We start from the raw sequence: 18,466 nt of genomic DNA, 5'->3' as shown, positions 1-18,466 counted from the left end.
ATATTGATAACAATCTGTTTAAGGGTAGTGTTGCTAACACTACCCTTTTTTACATCTTAATATTTTTAAAGTTCACACTAAAACTAGCATGTCCCAATTGGCTTAGCGATAAACGCCCTCCTGATGGAGACAATGCTAACTTCGATAACATATTGTGCCTTGCTTCTCGTCCAAGCCATTCACCTGATGCGACTTCAAAAGAATCATCACTTGTTCGAAGTTGTGATTCAATACCTGCAGGAAGAATATGCAAACATCTATCAGACAAATCAAATACGCCAAACAAGGCCTTGATGGGTGACGCATAACCTGAGTGCTTCATCCCTTTTTCAATTAATGAGACTAAGTGGCTCAAGCTTTCTAAACAATTACCTTGATTACGTAGATAATCATTAAAAAAGGCACGAATTAATAACGCTGTTGCCGTCGCATTATAATCGCCACTACTGGTATCAAGAAGATAAAAGGCTAATTGACCATCTAATAGCCACGTATAATCAAGAATAACTGGGAGGGAATCAATGGATTGTAAAACGCAATAATTTAGCTGCCATCGACCATAAGTCGATTGTGTTTCAGGCATTAACCCCACTAATAGCTCACGTGCCGCTTTAGGGTTATTTTGCAAATCTTTAATATGCCATTCCAATTCTTCTTCAACAGGCTCTGTATCTTCTGTAGTAGCAAACCATCGATTAGAAAAATCTTGTCGATGATGTGTCGCACTGTCTTGCCCTTTCAATACCGAGATCATAGAAGATTTCAGCATTAAAATATTTTCCAATGGCTTTATTAAGAAATCCTTAACACCAAGTCGTAGTGCCAAAGCAACATCTGCCATTTCTCCCGTTCCTGAAATCACAATAATTGGTATCATTGGATATTGAATAGACACCTCTTCAACAAACTCCATACCTGTCATAACAGGCATCGCGAGATCGCAGAGTAACAGATCAGGAATATGCTCCTTTAATGCACGTAGCCCTTCTAAACCATTATCAGCCTCTTGCACCAAGCATCCTTGACTTTCAAGAAAGCCAACAATCATATTTCTAAATACTGGGTCGTCTTCTACAACGAGAACATCTTTCCCTTCTAGCAAAACCACCTCCACAAATACCTACTTAGTTTAAGGCATATAACAAACTGAAATTAAGTATCTTAAGACTGTCTAATTTTTGCGACTCTATTAAGCATAGAAAAAACACCACAAAAAATATGTATTCATGTACATTTAATAAAAATAAATTCATTTATGTAATACACTTCAAATTATCGTAACCCTTTATTTTGGTAAATTAACCTTAATAAACATGATCAAAATACTATTTTAGTAGGCAAAAGAAAGAAAAAGAGATGCATTTGACTCATTTTGTTATACAATTGTCCATCATAAGCGCTCAATAATGACTTTTTTATGAAACTTGACGATCTAAATTTATTCCGCATGGTTGTGGAAAATGGCAGTTATACCGCTGCATCTAGAAAAACCCAGGTACCAGTTGCGACACTGACACGTCGAATTCAAGCACTTGAAGAAGGCCTTAATATTCGCCTGCTTAATCGTCATGCCCGTAAACTGTCACTTACTGAAGCCGGTCAAAAGTTCTATCATGACTGTGCGCCTTTACTACAACAGTTACTTGATACGACTGAACATATTAGTGAAGAGTGTAAAGGTGCTGCGGGCAAGTTACGTATTGCCGCACCAACCAATATTACTAAGGTAATGCTTCAACCTTTATTGAATGCCTTTATGTTGGAACATCCAGCAATTAGCATTCAGCTATATATGAGCAATGAGCCAGATCAGCTTGATCCGACGGACTGGGATGTTATGTTCCGTATTGGTCCTCAACGAGATTCAACACTGATCGCTCGCCGTATTAATGAAGTAAAAGACATTCTTGTTGCTAGCCCAGAGTATTTAAAGAAAAATCCAGAGCCTAAACATGCTCAAGATCTTCACGACCATGTTTTATTAAAGGGTAATCCTTTACTACGCTGGCGTCTAAACAACCACAACGGCGAAACCGTTACGATTAATGAACGAGGTCGCTTTGAAGCAAGCGAACTTAACGTTGTTCGTAAAGCATGTTGTGCTGGCTTAGGTATTACCCTAATGCCTGACGTTATGCTAGAAAAATACATTGCAGCCGGTGAAGTGACACAAGTACTTAAAAACTGGTCTGCAAACCCACGTGATGTATATTTGATTTATAATCACCGTGATTACCAACCTGAAAAACTACGTCTATTTATTGATTTTGCGAGTCACTACTTTGACTTAGAAAAACACTAAAAACGTTTACCTGTAACGTAATTTTTAGAAAAAATGCCCTATTAATTCATTAATAGGGCATTTTGTTTTTATCCCTTTCAGAACAATAACCTACATAAAAAAGCAGACAGTTACAAACCTTACGCTCCCCCAAAAAACAAGAATGGCGAACTTTTCCGCATCTCTGGTTTCTCATGCTCACAGGTCTTATAAGACTTACTTATTCTGTATATTTACTCTATACAGGCGTACTCATTTTAATGCACTTTCCTGAAGAGCGTGGATTTATTTATGCAAGCTCAATTGTTACTGTAGGAGTGGTACTCTTAGTTTCCATTATCACATCGTCAGTGATCTTATGGAGCCATGGTTGTGGGCCTGAGTTTATCCATTGAAAGAAAAGCCGGAGTTTTTACACTCCGGCTTATCACTCTATTTGCTCACATATAAGGCTTAAATACCTTCGTTATGTAACTCTAAATTAGCTAAATCTTGCTGAATCTCACGCTGTTTTTTCGAGTCATCACTGCGTAGTGAATCTAAATACTCTAAGTACTTTTGGTTCACATCACCGGTTACGTAATTACCATTAAACACTGATGTTTCAAATAATTTAATTTCAGGATTTCCTTCGGCGACGGCATCAACAAGATCCTGTAAATCTTGGAAAATCAAACCATCAGCACCGATAATATTTGAAATTTCATCCACTTCGCGACCATGAGCAATTAGTTCGTTAGCGCTTGGCATATCAATACCATAGACATTAGGGAAACGAATTTCAGGTGCTGCTGATGCTAAGTAAACTTTCTTCGCACCTGCTTCTCTTGCCATTTCGATGATCTGCTCTGATGTGGTACCACGAACAATAGAGTCATCGACTAACAATACATTTTTATCTTTAAATTCAGAGCGAATAGCGTTGAGCTTACGACGCACAGACTTACGACGCATTTGTTGCCCAGGCATGATAAACGTACGGCCTACATAACGGTTTTTAACAAAACCTTGGCGGTAAGGTTTATCTAACGTACGTGCAATTTCTAGGGCACTATCACAAGAAGTTTCTGGAATAGGAATAACAACATCGATATCAATATCGGCCCATTCTCGTTTAATCTTTTCACCCAGCTTGGTGCCCATCGCTAAACGCGCGCCATAAACAGAGACTTTATCAATAAATGAATCAGGACGAGCGAAGTAAACAAACTCAAATACACATGGATTTAACTGTGGATTATCAGCACATTGCTGAGTAAATAATTGCCCATCAAAAGTGATGTAAACGGCTTCACCTGGCGCAATATCACGGACAAAATCAAAACCAACCGCATCAAGTGCCACTGACTCTGAAGCTACCATGTATTCTGTTTTACCTTGCTCTTCACGCTTACCAATACATAAAGGGCGAATACCATTTGGATCACGAAATGCAATTAAGCCATGTCCGATAACCATCGCAACAACCGCATACGCACCTTTTACAATTCGGTGAACTTCACTGACTGCTTTAAAAATTTCATCAGGGCTAATAGGATAACTTGGACAATGCTCAAGTTGATTTGCCAGAATATTCAGTAAAATCTCAGAATCTGAGGTTGTATTGACATGACGTTTCGCTTGCTCAAATAAGGTCTCACGAATATCTGCTGCGTTGGTTAAATTACCATTATGAGCAAGTGAAATACCGTAAGGAGAATTAACATAAAACGGTTGGGCTTCTGATGCACTAGAGCTACCCGCAGTTGGATAACGCACGTGTCCGATACCTACATTACCTTGTAAGCGTTGCATGTGTTTAGCTTCAAAGACATCACGCACTAAACCATTCGCTTTACGCAGACGGAAACGATTGCTTTCTAAGGTACAAATACCCGCAGCATCTTGGCCGCGATGTTGCAGCACAGTAAGTGCATCATAGATAGACTGGTTTACCGGGGTTGAGCCCACGATTCCAACAATACCACACATTTCCAAAATCCTCGTCGTGCATAAAAATACAGTTACCAAATCGAATAAATTTGGTAACTGCTATTAATTTGGCGCTATTTAATGTTAGGTAAGAAGCTTGAACTGTGTTTGATATAGGAAAAAAACCATTCAATGACGACACCAAATTGTGGGATGAGTTGTGACTGTTTCCACCAATCAGCACTTGCAAACCCCGTAAAGGCGTCGAGAAAGAACAATACTGCCGCAACAATTAACACGCCGCGAACCCCACCAAAAACTACGCCCAGAACTCTATCAGTACCAGATAACCCTGTTTTCTGTACTAACTGACCAATAACATAGTTAACTACCGCACCAACAATCAGCGTTGCGATAAATAAAACGGCAATAGCGCTACCGTTGCGAAGCATTTCATCATGAAAGTTTGTAAAGTAAACCGCAAGCTGTGGGTAGAAATTACTCGCCACAAAAAACGCAGTAAACCAGATAACTAATGAAAGTGCTTCTTTAACAAAACCACGGATTAAACTTACCAAAGCGGAAAAGCCAATCACGGCTAAAATTACATAATCAATCCAGATCATCATGTGTATTTCGTCTTGTTGATGCGTATTCTAACAGAAAAAATGAAGACGCAAACGTTTACTTAAGGTTTTATTGGGCTAAATTGATACAATTTGCCACTTAACCCGGTTAATTTTTTCAAGTCATCAATCTTAGCCAAAAGCTTGTCTTTTGAAAGATCTGGTCCCACAACAACTTTTACATACTGACCCGGTTGCGCATCTTTAGGTAATAAATGTGCTTGGTAACCATTTAAACGCAGCTTCGCCACCAGTGCGCTGGCATTCTTAAAATTACCAAATGTCCCTAATTGGATCATCCAGCCACTATTTTTTAACCCTTGGTCAGACACAACTGCAGGCTCTGGCTTTACAACAGGTTTTGGGGTTACGACAGTCTTTGGTTGCTCAACGGGCACAACAGGCTGTTCAGGTTGAGGCGCTTTGTCTTCTTCAACGGTATAGGTTTCATTATTATTACCTGATGATGATGAAACCGTATCTTTACCATTATCCACTGTTACTGTGACAGGATCTTTAGGTAGCTCCGAATTTACCGTTTCAGGGTTAGGTATTTGAGTAAACTCCTTTTGGTCACCCATTTTAGGCTGCAACGGAATGCTTTCGAACTGCTCTTTATAGTGCTGTTTTTGCCCATCAAAAAGATCAGGAAGAAAAATCACGCCAACGGTTACCAAAATAATGGTACCAATCAGTCGATTTTGAAATTGGCTAGCCACATGGACTCCTATGCTATTTAACCACTTTATAATAAAGTGTTTTTTCACTCATTAACGTAAATGACTCGTTATTTGTCCGACAGTGTAAAACGAGCCAAAGACGATTACCATATCATCGCGGTTAGCTTGTGTTAGCGCTTGGTCAAATGCCGCTTCTGGCTTATCAAAACCCGTACAATCCGTTGGTAAATACTGCAATATCTCATCGGCAGTTGCCGCTCTTGGGCCTGTTAAAGAAGCAGGATACCAATGATCTACTACGTCTTTCATCATTGCGATAGTCGAAGCGATATCTTTATCATGGAGCATCGCAACGACAGCATGAATATGCTTCTTACCTTCTTTTTGCTTAATTCGATTTAGTTGCTGAGCGAAATACTCGGCAGAATGGGGATTATGTGCGACATCCATAATGATCAATGGATCATCACTAACACGCTGCATTCGTCCTGGTAATTGGGCTTTGCTTAAACCTTGAATGATATGCTCTTCCGAGATATCAAGCTCTGCAGTTCCTAAAGCCATTAAGGCTGTGGCTGCATTAGGGAACGGTAAATTAGGCAGCGGCAAGTGAGATAAATCAAATGCACCACATTGCCAGTTCCAATGGTCATCGGCTACTTGATAATCAAATTGATAACCAACCTGATGTAATTCAGCGCCAATATCATCCGCGTGAGCAGGAACCGTTGCTGGCGGATGAGGTTGGCCGCAAATAGCTGGTTTACCTGAGCGGAAAATACCTGCTTTTTCATAACCAATTACGTCAATATTATCACCAAGCCAATCAACATGATCAATTGCAAGGCTGGTGATCACGCTAACATCATGATCAACAATATTAGTGGCATCTAATCGCCCACCAAGACCAACTTCTAGTACAACAACATCCACTTTATGTGTTTTAAACAGTGTTAACGCAGCAAGCGTACCAAATTCAAATAAGCTTAAACTTATATCACCACGCGCCGCTTCAACGCTTGCAAATGCTTTACTATGTTCACTGTCATCAAGCTCTTCATTGTTGATACGAACACGTTCGTTATAACGTACAAGGTGAGGAGAGCTATAAACACCAACCTTATAACCCGCTTCAATTAAGATAGCTTCTAACATGGCACAGGTTGAACCTTTGCCATTAGTCCCCGCAACAGTAATAACACAAGGCGCAGGTTTAATAAGATTTGCCTTTTCACCTACAGCTTTAACGCGATCTAATCCAAGATCGATTGCACTAGTATGTAATTGCTCAAGATATTTCAGCCATGTTGAAAGCGAGGCTGTCGCTTGTGGTGCAGTCAATCCTGACATGAGAAATCATTCACTTGTTTATAAATTACTTGAGCCATAATTTACCATCGAATCTTAAATAACTTAAACCTATGACGATATAAATTCGATTAAACACCACGTTAATGGCAATAGCGCTATTATATACTCAAAAAAAAACCGCCTAGCGATTAGCTAAACGGTCTCTATATCCATCAATCAATATAACCAATTAGGCGTTTTCTGAATCTTCAGCTTGGACAGGAGCCTCAACAGGCTCAGGCTTACTATCGACAGAAACAACTAACGGTGATGCTTGGTTGGTCATTTTGGCAACAAGACCTGCGATACGCTGACGCATTTCACGGCGATCAACAATCATATCAATCGCACCATGTTCAAGTAGGAACTCACTCCGTTGGAAACCTTCTGGTAACTTCTCACGTACGGTTTGCTCAATAACACGTTGGCCTGCAAAACCGATCAGTGCTTTTGGCTCACCAATATTGATATCACCAAGCATTGCAAGAGATGCTGATACACCACCCATAGTTGGATCGGTTAACACAGAGAAGAAAGGTAAGCCTTTCGCTGATAAACGCTCTAACGCCGCACTGGTTTTTGCCATTTGCATCAGTGACATCAATGCTTCTTGCATACGTGCACCGCCACTTGCGGAGAAACAGATCAATGGGCAGTTATTTTCAATTGCCGCATCCACTGCTCGTACAAATTTAGCACCAACGACAGAACCCATTGAACCGCCCATAAAAGAGAATTCAAAAGCACATGCAACAATAGGTAGACCTAATACATCCCCTTTCATTGCGATTAATGCATCTTTTTCACCTGTGGCTTTTTGAGCGCTATACAAACGATCTTTGTACTTTTTAGAATCGCGGAATTTAAGCTTATCTTGCGGCTCTAGCTCTGCGGCAATCTCAACTTGCGTATCGGCGTCTAAGAAAGTTTCAAGACGACGACGTGCTTTCATACGCATGTGATGATCACACTTAGGGCACACCTCTAGATTGCGCTCAAGATCTGCATGGTACAGTACTTGATCACAAGAGGTACATTTCGTCCAAACGCCCTCAGGAATCGACACTTTTCGTGAAGAGACAATGTTGCTTTTAGTTAGAATCTTTTCAAGCCAGCTCATGAATGACCTTTATTCTTAATGCTTCCGCCGTCAATGGCCGAAGATACAAATTCATTGGATAACGATCAGAGATTAAAACACAATCTTGCTAATCTGTAGATAAAAAACTGGTACTACCTTATCAAGCTAAGCGTGTTTACTCAATCGGCTAAGAATAACGGACCTAATGGTACACGCGGTAAATTGTGCTCTTTCGGGTAGTCAACATCAACCAAGTACAAGCCTTCGGCTTTAGCTGTTGCCCCTGCTAATGTGCGATCTTTTTGCGCAAGTAGCCACTCAATCCACTCTGGTTTTTCTTCGCCTTTACCGACTTTAATTAAGCTTCCAGTGATGTTACGTACCATATGATGAACAAACGCATTTGCTTTGATATCAATGATCACAAAGTCGCCTTGGCGAGTGACATTCAGGTGCATTAAATTACGCCATGGGCTTCGTGATTGACAGTGAACCGCGCGGAACGACGTAAAATCATTTTCACCCAGTAAGTACTGGCCTGCCTCATGCATTTTTTTCTCATCAAGATGGCCGTGGTAATGGCTAACACCATTACCTAAAATAGCGGGACGTAAGGCGTTATTAAAAATGATGTAACGGTAACGGCGTGCTGTCGCTGTAAAACGAGCATGAAAATCCTCATTCACTTCTGTCGCCCAACGTACCGCAATATCTTTAGGAAGATGAGCATTGGCCCCCATCGTCCACGCCACCATTTTGCGATCTATATTAATGTCGAAGTGAACAACCTGCCCCGTACCATGAACACCAGCATCAGTACGCCCAGCACAGAAAACTTCTACTGGTTGATTGGCGACTTTAGAGAGAGCTTTTTCCAAACGCTCTTGTACGCTATCTACATCACGTTGGCGTTGCCAGCCATAATACTTAGCACCATCGTACTCTACACCTAAAGCTATTCGCATAATTTATTCAACTTCGATTAATCAAACCTATGTAAACCACTAACACGTAATTTACGAAACTGTTCCGAATTATAAGTAATTCACAAGATAAGGGAAAGAATAGTGCGATAGAGATAACATAATGCGGCAAGTAAAAAATAAAAAAGCACGATAGAATTATCTCTACCGTGCTGTTTCTATATTAAGCAAGAGTGATGTTACAGCTTCAAAAGCAGTCTTTGGGCTTCTTCTTGAAGATCTTTTTCAGCATTTTTCGCAATATCCTCTAATAAACCAACAGCGCCTTCACTATCATTCATTTCTAAATAAGCTTTAGCCAAATCAAGTTTACTTACATACTCACCATTAATATCAACATCATAGTCACCAATACTGGCTAACATCTCAGGGTACTCATCAAGCCCTACCTCTAAATTTAAAGGGTTAGCATCGGGATCGACTTGCTGATGTGATGGGTCATCTTTCATTAATTCATCAATACTAATATAAGATGGCTTTTCAGCTCTTGATTGTTCAGCCAGTAACTCACTGGTTGCTTCGCTTTCCAGATCACTGGTACGTAATGAGAAGTCAGACTCTAACGAAACCGACTTCACATCGTCTTTTACCAAATGCGGTTGTTGTGTCCAATCTTCTTGAGCTAATTCAGGCTCAGATACTGAGGTTTGCCATACTTTAGCATCATCATCAGACAGCTCATCGTCAAAAGTATGATCTGCCACTAACTCATCTGTAGTTTGCGTTAATAATCCATCACGTTCATCGTCTTCTAAACCCAGCCCAGAGCGCTCCACTTGCTGTTTGGGTAGTTCATCAGTTAACGATGAATCAGTCTCAACATCTGTCGCGCTATCACTAACATCTTGTGGCTGTGTTGGCTGAGATAGACCTTGGTTCTCTGCATTATCATTTAATGAATCATCAAATAGTAATGCATCCATATCAAGACCAGCAGAATCAACCATGGTTTGATCCAACTGATCTAGTACAACTGGCTTCTCTTTTACGTCAATAGGCTCTTCATTGGGTAAACGTAAACCTTGTTCAATTTCATATTGCTCAAGCTCATGTTGCTCATCCAATGAGGCTTGCAGCGCTTCACCTTCATCAAACTCTGGAATGGTCGTTGGATCGAGTTTTTCAAAAGGATAAACATCCCTTTGAGCGGTATCAAATGGCGATACTTCATTTTCATTAGCAACCGCTGATGCTGATAACGATGACTCATCTGGTAATTCAGGAGTAGTTTCAGCAACAAAATCTACTGTATTTTCAGGAGATAATTCAGATTTAGGTGAATACTTATCTGCAGCTTCCGCGGCTTGCTGCAATTGACGAATAACATTATCAAGTGCGATTTGCTCATCAATGTCGTTATTAAGTTCTGTTTCGTCAAAAGGCTCAGCATCAGGATCATCCAATGCCGCTTGTTCATCAAATTCAGGTAAATCATCGAGTGATAATGCGTCTTGATGAACAGCATTTTCTTGTGGTGATTCATACACATCATCAGCAAATGCTTTTAATGCATCTTCTTCATCAAAAGAAGGAAGATCGTCTACATTTAGCGGTTCATGTTGCTCTGCTACAACATGACTCGCTAATGCATCTTGCTCATCTAGTTCACGTTCAAGATCTGAAACGGTTAATGGCTTAACATCACTGTCTAGCGATTGACGATAAAAGTCTTCGTCTAAAACATCATCTAAGATCTCATCGAATTTCTGTTCACTACTTGGCGATAAGGTTTGCAGCTCTTCAGTATTTTGTGACTCAAGGACTTCTTTAGTTGACGTATCGCGAGTATCACTAACAAATTCAGACGTGAAAACATCATTAGGTGCTTCTTCACTCGGCAATTCAGTTACAACTTCAGGCTCTACAGTTTCAGCATCGCTTTCATCAGTAAGAGAGATGTCTTTTTCCTGTTGAGCATATTTTTCAACATCACTTTCAGGATTAATAACATCCTGTGATTTCTGCTCTAGATCAGAAGCGAATGATTGCGATTCGATAATTTCATCAAGGTGTTGATTCTCATTATTGGGAGCATCTTGTTCATCGACTGCTGCTAACTGCTCAGATAAAATTTCATCTAATAATGCAGTACTGGATTCATCAATTGAAATGTCATCTTGTTTTGATGAGATTTCAGCATCATTGTCTTTTAATAATTCATCAAGTAGTTCAGTACTATCTTCAGCCACTTCTATCGTTGAATCAGATTGTTCCGATTCATCTTCATCTAAGATCAACTCATCAAGCAATGCTGTACTGTCTTCAGCCACTTCTATCGTTGAATCAGACTGTTCCGGTTCATCCTCATCTAAGATCAACTCATCAAGTAATGCTGTACTGTCTTCTTCAAGTTCAATATCACTACTTAATTCATCATCTTCTACTAACTCATCAAGTAATGCAGTACTACCTTCTTCAAAAACACGTTCATCATCTTGTGTTTCATCCGTCTGTTCATCTGAAACGGTTTGTTCTAATTCAGGTAAATCAGCACCAAAGCTACCAAATAATGCATCCAATTCATCTTGGTCAATATTCTCAGAGGCTTTAACTTCAACATCATTTGACTCATCATTAATTTCAGACTTAGCGCGGTCTTGACTCTGCTCTTCTGCTTGTTGCAAAATTTCATCTAATAACGACTGCTCTAACAAGCCATTATCTAACTCTTCATCTTCGTTATCTGCAGGCAATAGCTTAACATCGTCATTATCACTAAGATCAAAGTCATCCTGAGATAAATCAAAATCATCGAGAGTATTTTCGGTATCTTCATCTTTCGCTGATTCATTGAGAGATTTCTCCCACATTAACGCTAAGGCTTCATCTGAACTTGGCTCGCTCTCATTATCCATTTCATCAAGAGCACGCTCCATGTCTTCTAAACCAATAGCATCATCACCTTTAACTGAAATACTACTACTTAAGTTATTTTCAAAAGCTTCATCAAATTCAATATCATTAACAACTGCTGATTCAGTCTTAACATCAACTTCATCGCTAAACTCAGTAACAGGCTCTTTTACCTCTTCTTTCTCATTTTTAGTTGATGGTTCATCTTTATCATCAATATCTAACGTAAAGTCAGGATCATTGAATAGGTCATCATCCGCAAAGAGATCATCTAAATCATCTGAAGTATCACGATCTTGATCATTACCATCAACAGGAGGGATCACAACAGGTGCCGTTTCGACTGCTGTCGCCTCTGGAGCATTTAATGATTTCACCTCACCTTGCTCGTCTTCTTTACGACGCAATAAAAAGAATGCCAGCAATGCAGCAAGTAAACCGCCAGGAATAATACCAGCAGCAGCTAATGCCCAAGGATTATTAGCAAGAGAGTCAAACCATGTCGTGGTTGGTGGCGTTACAACTTGTGGTGTTTGTTGAATTTCTTTTTGTTGTTCCAAAAACAGTAATATTTCTTGGCGAACTTTATCACTGTCTTGTACTTGATCTTTGAGTGCTAACACTTCTTGTTGCATTTCCGCTAAGCGTAAACGAAGCATGTGGTTGCTTTCCACCAGCTTTGTCATTTGCTCATCAGTCATCGCTTTTTGCTGTTCTGACAATTCAGGCTTGGCTGGAATAGCCGTATTCTCTGCATTATCTACATCAGCAACTTCAACTTTTTCAGTTTTAGGCGCTTCAGAAGTATTCCCTGTTAATTCTGTTGGTGTCGCAGCACTAATAACTCCAGCGGTTGTTGCTACAGCTACCGCTTTTTCTATTGTTTTAACGGGAACATCTGTTGTTGGCTTAGCCGTTTCATCAGCTACAGACTTTACAATTGGCTCTGCGGGCTGTGTACTTTTTACGTCTTTTTTCGCTGCCTGCTCTGCTTGTATTTTTTGTAGTTCTTCAGGCTTGGGCTTTAATTTTACAACACGCTTTTGGCTAATTGGCTTTGCTTTAATATATGGCGCACGCTTTTTATCCGCTTCTAATTGGCGACGGATCAAGCTCTCTTTCTCGTTTTTAATCTGGCTTAATGTTGGCATAACCAAGGTGCTACCAGGGATCAAACCATGAATATTGCTGTTTTCAAATGCTTGTGGATTAACGTGATAAATAGCGCCGATAACTTGGTACACAGATACTGAAGCATTAGGACGATTTCGAGATGCAATTGACCACAAGGTTTCTTTTTCACCTGTAGGGCCATAACGACGAGCAGAAAGAGGAGTATTGTTTGACTGCGAAATTGAACGAAAATCAGGAGTATCAATACCTCGGCTCGCTTGCGAATAGGATCCATCCTCACTCGACGGGCCAATAATCCGAACGGTGTTCGCATTCACCATAGGTAAATAAGAAGAAATGGTAACGAAAGCTACCGGTACAATAAAGCGCTTTACTATCTTAGGGATATCAGACACTGCCTGCGTTCCTCTCTGGCAGAGATAAATAAGCCGAAAACGTTAATTCAATGAACGCATTTCGAAATAATACGAGTTGCTTATATGTTGCACAAACTACACATCTATCGACAACATAAAGAAAATCTTAAGGTTGTTATGGCTAATTTTTGCTAGGTCGCGATGTATGTCAAGTGACTACTTAGGGTTTTACCAGCAAGATCATGGAAATGAGGAAGGAGCAATCTCTTGCTCCTTCGTTTTATTTCTTTTACAAATATTCTTCAATTAGCTTTTCAGCAATCTGAATACTATTTGTTGCCGCGCCTTTACGTACGTTATCAGCTACAACCCACATGTTCAGACCACATGGGTGACTAATATCTTCACGAATACGACCTACCATCACATGATCTTTACCTACAGAATCTGTTACCTGTGTTGGGTAATCAGTGCCGTGGAAGACTTCAATACCATCGGTATTTTCAAGTAGATTAATTGCATCTTCGATTACTACTGGTTGATGCGTTTCTACATGCACCGCTTCTGCATGACCAAAGAAAGCAGAAACACGCACACAAGTTGGGTTAACACGAATACTTGAATCACCAAGAATTTTTTGTGTTTCCCACACCATTTTCATTTCTTCTTTGGTGTAACCGTTATCCATAAACTCATCGATATGAGGTATGCAGTTAAATGCAATTTGCTTGTCATAAGCACTGTTTTCAGCAGGCAGACCATTTAGCAATTTTGCTGTTTGACCCGCAAGCTCATCAATCCCCTTACGACCAGAGCCGGATACAGATTGATAAGTCGCGACATTAATACGATCAATACCGTAAGCATCTTGAATTGGCTTAAGAGCAACTAGCATTTGAATCGTAGAGCAGTTGGGATTTGCAATAATATTACGGTTACGATAATCAGCAATCGCTTCAGGGTTTACTTCAGGGATCACTAACGGAACATCATATTCATAACGGAATTCAGATGTGTTATCGATAACCACTACACCAAAATCTGTGGCGATAGGTGCCCAATGACGTGATGCTTCAGCGCCAGCTGAAAACAAAGCAATTTGAACTTGGCCCCAATCGAAATCTTCCACGTTCTTCACGCGGATTGATTTACCTTTAAAACGTAGCACTTTGCCAGAACTACGATCACTTGCCAGCAAGTAAAGATTGCGAACAGGAAAATTACGCTCTTCTAGCACCTCGACCATAGCTTCGCCGACAGCACCTGTTGCGCCTAGTATTGCGATATCATATTCCTGACTCATTGAGTGACCTCTACTACTGTAAAACCTAATTTAGCCAGCGACTCTACCTCAAAATCTGCCTTGCCTGCTACTGTAATTGCACTATATTCACGGCGATCCCAGTAGTTTTTTCGCATCATATCAAAAGCAGTGGCCATTTTGCTGTTATCGTCACCAGCTAGCTGCATTTGACGACGGAAAATACCGTCGTCTTTACGTACATCATACACCAATTGGGTAAGGCTAAATAAACTTGCCTCGTCCCATTGACGACTTAATTCAACTTGAGGAATTGGCGCAACAGGCAATAGTTCACTCGCATCGACTTGCTTATCAACACCTAGAAACTCACAAAAGCGGTTAAATACCATGGTTGTTCCACGCGCTTTACCTTCAAGCCCATATCCAGCTACATGCGGTGTCGCAAATGCTAAATACGGTAGTAACTCTAAATCCACCAATGGCTCTTGCTCAAAAACATCAAGTACTGCTGTAAGTGCCTTCCCTGTACCATTATGAGAAGCCACTAAGGCAGCTTTTAAAGCACTATTATCAACAATAGGACCACGTGCCGCATTAATTAAAATAGCATTGGGTTTTAATCCATTCAGAAAAGCTTCGTTCACTAAGTGATGAGTTGGAAACTCGACATCACGAGTTAACGGGGTATGAGTTGTGATGACATCACACTCAGCAAGTAGCGTTTCAACTGAATCAAATTGACGCTCATCGCCTTGCGCTTGCTTTAACGGATCGTTAAGCAGGTAACGAATACCTAATGCATCTAAACATTTCGCCAAATATGAGCCAACATTACCAGCGCCAATGATCCCAACAGTGCGGTCAAAAATAGAAAAGCCTTGTTGCTGCCCTAATACCATTAAGCTACTAAGTACGTACTCGGCAACACCCACTTTGTTACAGCCTGGTGCTGCTGTGAAAGTAATACCACGCTCAGCTAACAGTGGTTGATCAACATGATCTTGTCCTGCTGTTGCAGTTCCCACAAATTTTAACTTATCGGCTTTTTCTAACAGGCTGCTATTAACTTTCGTCACCGAGCGGATCATCAGGGCATCAATCCCTACCAAATCATCAGCCGTTAAATTTCGACCTGGTTTGGCGATGACCTCACCAAGCTCACTAAACAACGCCAACGCATACGGCATATTTTCATCAATAAGGATTTTCATTTCGGCTTCCCTGCTTTACTTAATCAGCCCCGAATAAATCTCGGGTATATACTTTTTCTTGTACATCTTGAAGTTCAACCGCCATACGATTAGAAACAATCACATCAGACATCGCTTTAAATGCTTCAAGATCTTTGATGACTTTCGAATTAAAGAATTCATCTTCTTCCAGTACCGGTTCAAATACCACCACTTCAATGCCTTTAGCTTTTATGCGTTTCATGATGCCTTGAATACTGGATGCACGGAAATTATCAGATCCTGATTTCATAATTAAGCGATAAACGCCTATAACTTTAGGCTGTTTAGCAATAATTGAATCAGCAATGAAATCTTTACGTGTGGTATTCGCATCTACAATCGCACCAATAATGTTATTAGGTACGTCACGGTAATTCGCGCGTAATTGCTTAGTATCTTTCGGTAAGCAGTAACCGCCATAACCAAAGGATGGATTATTATAATGATTGCCAATGCGAGGGTCTAAACCTACGCCTTCGATAATCTGACGACTATCTAAGCCTAATGCTTCCGCATAGCTATCAAGTTCATTAAAATAAGCCACACGCATCGCAAGGTAAGTATTGGAAAATAATTTTACCGCTTCTGCTTCTGTAGAATCTGTAAATAAAACGGCAATATCTTGTTTCTCAGCGCCTTGTTTTAATAACTCAGCAAAAACTTCAGCTCGCTCAGAACGTTCACCGACAATAATACGAGAAGGATGTAAATTATCGTACAGAGCACGACCTTCGCGTAAAAACTCTGGCGAAAATATAATATTTGTAATACCGAACTGTTTTTTAATACTTTCTGTATATCCAACAGGCACGGTTGATTTAATCACCATGGTCGCTGATGGATTTTTCTCTATCACATCTTTAATAACGGCTTCTACTGAGCTGGTATTAAAATAATTTGTGATCGGATCATAATCTGTTGGGGTCGCTATAATGACAAATTCTGCGCTATCATAAGCATGTGATGCATCCGTTGTTGCTACAAGGTTCAATGCTTTATGCTGTAAAAACGCTTCAATTTCCGTATCAACAATTGGAGAGAGACCTTGATTAATTAATGCAACTTTCTCTTCAATAATATCGAGTGCAACAACCTCATTATGCTGAGATAACAGCACCGCATTAGACAGACCGACATAGCCGGTTCCCACCACAGTAATTTTCATTACCTAACCTCAATGAATAAATGTGCAAGTAACTGTAATTCAACCCTTGCCTACTGACTTTAGTGTAACTGAAAACATGTTAAAAAAACAAAAGCTCAATAACTAACAACTATCTCACTGTATTATTGAAAAAGAGTGAATAAAAAAGAGCCATAATCTCTTATGGCTCTTTCTTAATATAAACAATGATTAATTAAATACGATTATGCTTCGTATTTCTTGATCACTAGTGTTGCGTTAGTACCACCAAAACCAAAACTGTTAGACATTACAGTTTTCAGTTCAACATCACGCTTATCAGTCACAATATCAAGACCTTGTGCTGCTTCATCTAGATTATCAATATTGATGCTTGGTGCAACGAAACCGTGCTCTAGCATCAGTGTTGAATAAATCGCTTCATGAACACCTGCCGCACCCAATGCGTGACCCGTCATGGCTTTTGTTGCTGAAATCGCTGGGCTGTTTTCGCCAAATAGCTCTTGGATTGCACCTAGCTCTTTCACATCACCAACGGGTGTTGATGTACCGTGAGTATTGATGTAGTCAACAGGCACATCTAGATCTTGCATCGCCATCTTCATACAACGAACTGCGCCTTCACCAGAAGGTGCAACCATATCGTAACCATCAGATGTTGCGCCATAACCGACGATCTCACCGTAAATTTTTGCGCCACGTGCTAATGCGTGTTCTAGCTCTTCAACGACAACCATACCGCCACCACCAGAAATCACGAAACCATCACGATCAGCATCATAAGTACGTGATGCTTTTGATGGATCATCATTGTACTTAGTTGATAGTGCGCCCATTGCGTCAAACATCATCGTTAATGACCAATCTAGCTCTTCACCACCACCTGCAAAAACAACGTCTTGCTTGCCCAGTTGGATTAGCTCTAATGCGTGACCAATACAGTGTGCAGATGTTGCACATGCTGAGCTCATAGTGTAGTTCACACCACGGATCTTAAACGGTGTTGCTAAACACGCAGAAACCGTTGAAGACATTGTACGTGGCACCATGTAAGGACCTACACGCTTTACGCCTTTTTCACGTAACGTATCAACAGCAACGTATTGGTTATGCGATGATGCACCGCCAGAACCTGCAACTAAACCTGTACGTTCGTTAGAAACTTGATCTTCAGCTAAGCCAGAATCGGCAACCGCTTGCTCCATTGATAGGTAAGCAAAAGCCGCTGCATCACCCATGAAACGCATTTTCTTACGATCAATATGTTCTGCTGGGTTAATTTTTAAATCACCCCAAACATTTGAACGTAGTTTCATTTCAGCAAACTGCTCAGAAAAATTAATGCCTGACTTGCCTGTTTTCAATGACTCTAGTACTTCTGCAACGTTGTTACCAATACTAGATACAATGCCCATGCCTGTAATTACGGCTCGTTTCATGATGACTTCCTACTAAAATTAATTGGATATAGCCTAACCGTGAGCTATCTCTACGGCGGGTTTACTCCCAAACGGCTTTAAGATGCGCGTTCATAACAGTAATTATACCGTCTTTAACGGAACATCATATCT

Annotated in this window: 13 protein-coding genes and 1 pseudogene; 2 read left to right on the top strand and 12 right to left on the bottom strand. The window is 40.4% G+C overall.

All coding sequences use genetic code 11. The annotated features are described in order from the left end of the window. Positions 1-49: 49 nt before the first annotated feature. Positions 50-1,102: a response regulator gene (locus tag CTN01_RS15685; RefSeq protein WP_045148285.1), complete on the bottom strand. Its 1,053-nt coding sequence runs from the start codon at positions 1,100-1,102 to the stop codon at positions 50-52. A gap of 315 nt (positions 1,103-1,417) precedes the next feature. Between CTN01_RS15685 and CTN01_RS15680 the strand changes: the two genes are divergently transcribed. Together CTN01_RS15680 and CTN01_RS15675 are read left to right on the top strand one after the other, a co-directional pair. Beyond that, complete coding sequence (locus CTN01_RS15680) at positions 1,418-2,302, top strand: LysR family transcriptional regulator (RefSeq protein ID WP_005369119.1); 885 nt, start codon at positions 1,418-1,420, stop codon at positions 2,300-2,302. Positions 2,303-2,454: 152 nt separating this feature from the next. After that, positions 2,455-2,676 (top strand): annotated as a pseudogene (locus CTN01_RS15675) (YIP1 family protein); the annotation flags it as partial. A 58-nt stretch (positions 2,677-2,734) separates the two neighbouring features. Here the strand turns inward: CTN01_RS15675 and purF are convergent. From purF to fabB, 11 genes are all read right to left on the bottom strand, one after another. Continuing rightward, complete coding sequence (purF, locus tag CTN01_RS15670) at positions 2,735-4,252, bottom strand: amidophosphoribosyltransferase (RefSeq protein WP_005369122.1); 1,518 nt, start codon at positions 4,250-4,252, stop codon at positions 2,735-2,737. Between the two features lie 74 nt (positions 4,253-4,326). Then, positions 4,327-4,818 carry a colicin V production protein gene (gene cvpA, locus CTN01_RS15665; protein WP_045127890.1) on the bottom strand — a complete coding sequence of 164 codons (492 nt, stop codon included), beginning with the start codon at positions 4,816-4,818 and terminating at the stop codon, positions 4,327-4,329. Positions 4,819-4,880: 62 nt separating this feature from the next. Further along, the gene (gene dedD / locus CTN01_RS15660; protein WP_045148284.1) at positions 4,881-5,537 is read right to left on the bottom strand and encodes a cell division protein DedD; all 657 of its coding nucleotides are present in this window, start codon (positions 5,535-5,537) and stop codon (positions 4,881-4,883) included. Between the two features lie 51 nt (positions 5,538-5,588). Beyond that, positions 5,589-6,848 carry a bifunctional tetrahydrofolate synthase/dihydrofolate synthase gene (folC, locus tag CTN01_RS15655; protein WP_045148282.1) on the bottom strand — a complete coding sequence of 420 codons (1,260 nt, stop codon included), beginning with the start codon at positions 6,846-6,848 and terminating at the stop codon, positions 5,589-5,591. Positions 6,849-7,038: 190 nt separating this feature from the next. Then, positions 7,039-7,968: an acetyl-CoA carboxylase, carboxyltransferase subunit beta gene (gene accD / locus CTN01_RS15650; RefSeq protein WP_045148281.1), complete on the bottom strand. Its 930-nt coding sequence runs from the start codon at positions 7,966-7,968 to the stop codon at positions 7,039-7,041. A 140-nt stretch (positions 7,969-8,108) separates the two neighbouring features. Then, complete coding sequence (gene truA, locus CTN01_RS15645; protein WP_045186230.1) at positions 8,109-8,894, bottom strand: tRNA pseudouridine(38-40) synthase TruA; 786 nt, start codon at positions 8,892-8,894, stop codon at positions 8,109-8,111. Between the two features lie 197 nt (positions 8,895-9,091). Then, on the bottom strand, positions 9,092-13,294 hold the full coding sequence (locus CTN01_RS15640; RefSeq protein ID WP_045186228.1) for a FimV/HubP family polar landmark protein: 4,203 nt from the start codon (positions 13,292-13,294) through the stop codon (positions 9,092-9,094). Between the two features lie 250 nt (positions 13,295-13,544). Further along, positions 13,545-14,558, bottom strand: coding sequence for an aspartate-semialdehyde dehydrogenase (locus CTN01_RS15635; RefSeq protein WP_045127745.1), 1,014 nt, complete (start codon positions 14,556-14,558; stop codon positions 13,545-13,547). Further along, positions 14,555-15,730: a 4-phosphoerythronate dehydrogenase gene (locus tag CTN01_RS15630; RefSeq protein ID WP_045127744.1), complete on the bottom strand. Its 1,176-nt coding sequence runs from the start codon at positions 15,728-15,730 to the stop codon at positions 14,555-14,557. Before CTN01_RS15630 ends, CTN01_RS15635 begins: the two co-directional genes overlap by 4 nt. A gap of 19 nt (positions 15,731-15,749) precedes the next feature. Further along, complete coding sequence (locus CTN01_RS15625; RefSeq protein ID WP_045148279.1) at positions 15,750-16,916, bottom strand: nucleotide sugar dehydrogenase; 1,167 nt, start codon at positions 16,914-16,916, stop codon at positions 15,750-15,752. A gap of 203 nt (positions 16,917-17,119) precedes the next feature. Then, on the bottom strand, positions 17,120-18,334 hold the full coding sequence (gene fabB, locus CTN01_RS15620; RefSeq protein WP_045148278.1) for a beta-ketoacyl-ACP synthase I: 1,215 nt from the start codon (positions 18,332-18,334) through the stop codon (positions 17,120-17,122). Positions 18,335-18,466 lie beyond the last annotated feature (132 nt).

Origin of the sequence: Photobacterium angustum, assembly GCF_003026365.1 — a bacterium.
In the GTDB taxonomy this organism is placed as follows: Bacteria; Pseudomonadota; Gammaproteobacteria; order Enterobacterales; family Vibrionaceae; genus Photobacterium; species Photobacterium angustum.
This window is presented reverse-complemented; position numbering and strand designations above follow the sequence as displayed.

Excerpts from the sequence above, each read along its gene's own strand:
- cvpA (WP_045127890.1), bottom strand. The coding sequence starts at position 4,818 with ATGATCTGGATTGATTATGTAATTTTAGCCGTGATTGGCTTTTCCGCT.
- accD (WP_045148281.1), bottom strand. The coding sequence starts at position 7,968 with ATGAGCTGGCTTGAAAAGATTCTAACTAAAAGCAACATTGTCTCTTCA.
- CTN01_RS15630 (WP_045127744.1), bottom strand. The coding sequence starts at position 15,730 with ATGAAAATCCTTATTGATGAAAATATGCCGTATGCGTTGGCGTTGTTT.
- CTN01_RS15635 (WP_045127745.1), bottom strand. The coding sequence starts at position 14,558 with ATGAGTCAGGAATATGATATCGCAATACTAGGCGCAACAGGTGCTGTC.
- purF (WP_005369122.1), bottom strand. The coding sequence starts at position 4,252 with ATGTGTGGTATTGTTGGAATCGTGGGCTCAACCCCGGTAAACCAGTCT.
- truA (WP_045186230.1), bottom strand. The coding sequence starts at position 8,894 with ATGCGAATAGCTTTAGGTGTAGAGTACGATGGTGCTAAGTATTATGGC.
- folC (WP_045148282.1), bottom strand. The coding sequence starts at position 6,848 with ATGTCAGGATTGACTGCACCACAAGCGACAGCCTCGCTTTCAACATGG.
- fabB (WP_045148278.1), bottom strand. The coding sequence starts at position 18,334 with ATGAAACGAGCCGTAATTACAGGCATGGGCATTGTATCTAGTATTGGT.
- CTN01_RS15680 (WP_005369119.1), top strand. The coding sequence starts at position 1,418 with ATGAAACTTGACGATCTAAATTTATTCCGCATGGTTGTGGAAAATGGC.
- CTN01_RS15625 (WP_045148279.1), bottom strand. The coding sequence starts at position 16,916 with ATGAAAATTACTGTGGTGGGAACCGGCTATGTCGGTCTGTCTAATGCG.